This window comes from Ferruginibacter sp. (genome assembly GCF_014377975.1).
Lineage (GTDB): Bacteria > Bacteroidota > Bacteroidia > Chitinophagales > Chitinophagaceae > Ferruginibacter.
Map to the genome: position 1 here is coordinate 1 of NZ_JACMOO010000359.1, position 4460 is coordinate 4460.

6 protein-coding genes are annotated in these 4460 nt (G+C 36.9%); 4 read left to right on the plus strand and 2 right to left on the minus strand.

The features are described from left to right. Positions 1–307: 307 nt before the first annotated feature. Both H7254_RS17530 and H7254_RS17535 read right to left on the minus strand, forming a co-directional pair. Positions 308–766, minus strand: a complete 459-nt coding sequence (locus H7254_RS17530) for a PA2169 family four-helix-bundle protein (RefSeq protein ID WP_301934204.1) — start codon at positions 764–766, stop codon at positions 308–310. Positions 767–1088: 322 nt separating this feature from the next. Next, the gene (locus tag H7254_RS17535) at positions 1089–1598 is read right to left on the minus strand and encodes a pyridoxamine 5'-phosphate oxidase family protein (RefSeq protein WP_301934205.1); all 510 of its coding nucleotides are present in this window, start codon (positions 1596–1598) and stop codon (positions 1089–1091) included. Positions 1599–2342: 744 nt separating this feature from the next. Here H7254_RS17535 and queG point away from each other — a divergent pair. The 4 genes from queG to H7254_RS17555 all read left to right on the plus strand — a co-directional run. After that, the gene (gene queG, locus H7254_RS17540) at positions 2343–3269 is read left to right on the plus strand and encodes a tRNA epoxyqueuosine(34) reductase QueG (protein ID WP_301934206.1); all 927 of its coding nucleotides are present in this window, start codon (positions 2343–2345) and stop codon (positions 3267–3269) included. 19 nt (positions 3270–3288) lie between these two features. Beyond that, the gene (locus H7254_RS17545; protein ID WP_301934207.1) at positions 3289–3444 is read left to right on the plus strand and encodes a hypothetical protein; all 156 of its coding nucleotides are present in this window, start codon (positions 3289–3291) and stop codon (positions 3442–3444) included. A gap of 48 nt (positions 3445–3492) precedes the next feature. Continuing rightward, positions 3493–3705, plus strand: coding sequence for a hypothetical protein (locus H7254_RS17550; RefSeq protein ID WP_301934208.1), 213 nt, complete (start codon positions 3493–3495; stop codon positions 3703–3705). A gap of 401 nt (positions 3706–4106) precedes the next feature. Further along, positions 4107–4460, plus strand: a 354-nt coding sequence (locus H7254_RS17555) for a carboxypeptidase-like regulatory domain-containing protein (protein WP_301934209.1), incomplete at its 3' end; no start/stop codon positions are given.

A 4460-nucleotide genomic window follows, 5' to 3' on the forward strand; every position in this document is an offset into this window, starting at 1 on the left:
ATAAAAGTAAAAGCTTCTACAAAGTCGTTGAACTCGAAGCTGCATTTCAGTTGATTATTTTCTTCTTTCCACATGATGGCTTATTTTTTAAAATTTTTTAGCTTCATTCTTTGCAATAGCAATAGTTTGTTTTCGGTATGTTACAATCCTGCCGGATTTTCCGACAGGTAACTCTCATTCTATAAATTCATGCACCACTTTTGCTACCCTTTTTTGAGTGGTATTTATTTTATTCCCTTATTCATTTTGTCTATGAAAAGAGGCATAAATAAATTTTTATGCCTCTTCGTATAGATTGAGTTTTTTATCAATCGGCCGTAGCTAAATCCCTCATGGATTTTACTTTATCGTGATCGGCCTTCAATAATGTGTGCTGTGCTTTAATCATGGTTTGTTGTTCTGCATTTAGATTTTCTATGTCATTTTCCAATGCTTTCTCGTATGTATCTTGAGCCACGCCTTCGCCAAATTCGCAAGATTTAAGAATAGCATCGCGATCCTTACCTGTGAGTGCTGCTTTCACATCCATCCAAACACGGTGCAATTTTCCAGTGGTCAATGTACCTTCAGCCGATGTACCGTCCAACCTGCTTACTTCGTTCGTTAATTCCTGTTTACATTTTTGGCTTGTAGAAGAGAACTGTGCGAACAATGTTTTTAAATCATGCTCTTCAGTTTCTTTACTTGCTGTTTCGTAACCTTCAATTCTATCGTTGTTAATAGTGATTAGTGTGTTAAGCACTGCGATCGTTTTTTCGTTTTCCATTTTGTCAATTTATTTAATTTGTTGGTGATTTATTTTATTGCTGTTTAATTAAAATTTTTTTTGAGAGTATAGTTCTCTTACCTATCAACATACAAGCTCATTCCTAAAAAGGGTTCATTCTATGTGGTTACTATAGCACTTCAATAGTTATTCCTTGAGTTATTTAATGCGCTATTTTTTATCACCCCAATTATTTTTCACATGATCATAAGTTTTTTTGCTAATAGTTGATTTGCTTTTAGATTTAGATGTACCTGCTTTCTCTTCTTATTGATATTGTTTACCAAAAAATTTTTTTCGTTGCTGCCATTGGTCTAAATTTTTAAAAAGTAATAGTTCCTTCTTTGCCATTTAATAAGTTTGTTCCTGTAACAACCGATGCTACCATCTTTAAAAAGTTTATCATTCTGTTTCCGTCAGTATCCCAATAGTAAGCAGTAGTTGGTGTTACCTTAATGATTGAAATGTTGGGATCGTCTTTTCCTTCTTTAAACCAAATTTTTGCTACTGGTGTCCAGAGTTCTTCAATTTTTGTTTTATCTAAAACTATTTCTGCTTCACCGTTTACAACTAAGTAACTGCTCTTTGCAGGATGCGAAAAAAAGAGTTGCACATTTTTGTCATTGGCAATGGCTTTGTTTTTATCGCTGTCCTTTTCACTAAAGAACCAGATATTTCCCTGCTCGCAAACTTTTATTGCTGACATGGGTCGACAGGTAGACCCGTCGTCTGTTTTTAAATCGGTGCAAAAAAGACAAACCGTTATATCCTCCACCAGGCTTTTTAGTTTGTCAATAGCTTCCGTATGGTTTAAATCTTTGGTGTTGCTCATTTTTTATGACTTAAATTTTTAAATAACTGACACAATGCTAGCTTTACTGTTTAATTAATTAAATAATTTTAAAACCTTTAATAAGAGTTACATGATTCACATGTTGCTAAGTGCAGGCAGTCAAAAAAGTATGCCATGTGTATTTATGATATAAGATTGTGCATTTAGTATTGCAATCAATACGTGCTGGGAAATACTTCCCCCATGATGAGATGTTTATAGTAGATAATTTGTTTTGGCAAAAATGTAGGGAAAAAATATGTCAGGATATTCTGGACTCTTTACAAAATCCTTTAAATTATTGAAGTGTCCAAACAGGGTTGCACATAACGAACAGGGCTTGGCGTTGTTGGGGGATTTAAAAAACGTCCGTCCGGAGACACAGCCTTATACTAATACAAAATTGAAGATAACAACCAAAAGTCCAACAGAATTACGTGCGCCGAAACTGCTGCTGATAGCGAACTACAGCCAATGTTCCAACGTCCTGCTCCAATAACCTACCCCGGGCCTCTTGGTAGTGTTTCGAAGGATAACGGAGGAGAACAAATGCTAAACCATTTTGTGTCTGGCTTTTAAACATCGCTAAAGAAATGTTTTATTGACGTACCAGAAAAGATTTATCTGCCCTGTAAGTTGCCTTTCTAACAGTTTTTATTGTCTTCCCAACTTTTTATACCGGTATGGCATTTATTAAACCGCGGCTCATCTTTCAGTTTTAAATTGCGTTTTAAAATTATACTCTTGCCCAATACTTCTGCCATACAAATTAAAGAGTGGAGTCGGCAACTCGGCTTCGACTTTTGCGGCATAGCCAAAGCCGTTAAACTGGATGATGATGCCCGTCGCCTCGATACGTGGCTGCAACAAGGTATGCATGGGAACATGCACTACATGGAAAATTATTTTGATCTGAGGGTCGATCCAACCTTACTGGTACCGGGAGCAAAAAGTGTGATCACCCTGCTGATGAATTATTACCCTAACCAACAGCAGGCTACCTCATCACCCAAAATAGCTAAGTATGCATATGGCCACGACTACCACGAAGTAATCAGGCAGAAAGTGAAAGAATTATTGCAAAAAATAAGCGCTAAAATTGGCGAGATTAATGGCCGCGGTTTTGTTGACAGTGCCCCGGTATTAGAACGCAGTTGGGCCATGCGTAGCGGGCTGGGGTGGATCGGCAAAAATGGCAATCTCATTAATAAACAGGCAGGCTCCTTCTTTTTTATAGCAACACTCATAGTTGACCTTGTGTTGGAGTACGATGATCTTTTTGCAAAGGATTATTGTGGTACCTGCCGCCGTTGTATCGACCACTGCCCTACCGACGCCATCCTGGAAAATAAGGTGGTTGATGGAAGCAAATGCATTAGCTATTTTACCATAGAATTAAAAGATGCACTGATACCTGAAAAAATGAAAGACACTTTTGACAATTGGATGTTTGGCTGCGATGTTTGCCAGGATGTTTGCCCCTGGAACCGTTTTAGTAAACCTGCAAACGAAATACAGTTTACACCCATTCCTCAAATCTTAAACTTTAGCACCAGCGATTGGGAAGAGATGACTGAAGAAACTTTTAAGCTGGTCTTTAAGAACTCGCCGCTCAGGCGCAGCAAATATGCAGGCATAAAGCGAAATCTTAGTTTTATAAAAAAGATATAGACTTTAATATTTTTAAAAAATGGACGGTGCGGATTGGAAGGGATCGATAGCCACTGATCTTAGCGGGTACGACGATATTTTTGCGATAGATTATTGCGGTAGTTGCCGCAGGTGCATTGACCATTGCATTACCGATGCCATTATGAAAAATAAGGTGGTTGATGGAAGTAAATGAACCAGCTGCTCTACCATTGAACTTAAACATGCCGTTATACCTAACAAAATGAAACCCCAATTTAGTAACTGGATAGTTGGTTGGGATGTTTGCCAGGGTGTTTGTCCATGGAACAGGTTTAGTAAGCCAACTAGCGAAATTGAACTTACTTGTCATCCTCAAACTTTACATTTTACTAAAGCTGATTTGCAAGAGATAACAGAAGATTACTTTAAAAAGAAGCAAATTCTCGGGTATCAAAACAAGCCTTCATTTTTCTGAATAATTAACTGATTAAACTTTCTTTGAAAATAGAAGCCTTAAGGCGCCGTTATGAAAAATTTAAAATCTTACGCAGCGAAATCTAGTTTTTATGCGCCTTTCTTACCGATTGCTATAACAAACTTTGGACAGTTTTAATTGTATCGGGAAACACCCACAATTCGAGTTGACTTTATAAAAAAATCAAAAATTTTTTTTTAAGTGTAAGCATTACACTTATATTTGGTTTGGGCAAAGTTTTGTACGATAAGTTAATTTTTCCTAAAAATTTAAATAAAAAAACGATTGCCTTATGTTGCTTCTCTATCATCCCCTTGCATTTTTTAAAGATGCTCACCCGTAATACACCTATCAACCCTGTACCGGCCATTAAACAACTATTACTTAATAACACGATTGTCATGAAATTTAACCAACTGTGGACATCGTTTTTTAGTGTAAAAAAAATACACTTAAAAACAACCTTAAAAACACCTCTGCTTATATTAGCGTTGTCACTTTTTATAAGTACGCTTCAAGCACAAAACATTACCGTAAGAGGTAGAGTTGCTACCGGAGACACCGCACTATCCAATGTTACGATTGCAGTAAAGGGGTCAAAAACAACTACGCAAACAAATATTGACGGCGATTATCAAATTAGTGCACCAGCCAATGGTACATTAGTTTTTACTTCTATTGGTTATACCAGGCAAGAGGTAAGCATTGGAAGCCGTACAAACATTTCAATCAAGCTTCAATCTGAATCTGCACAA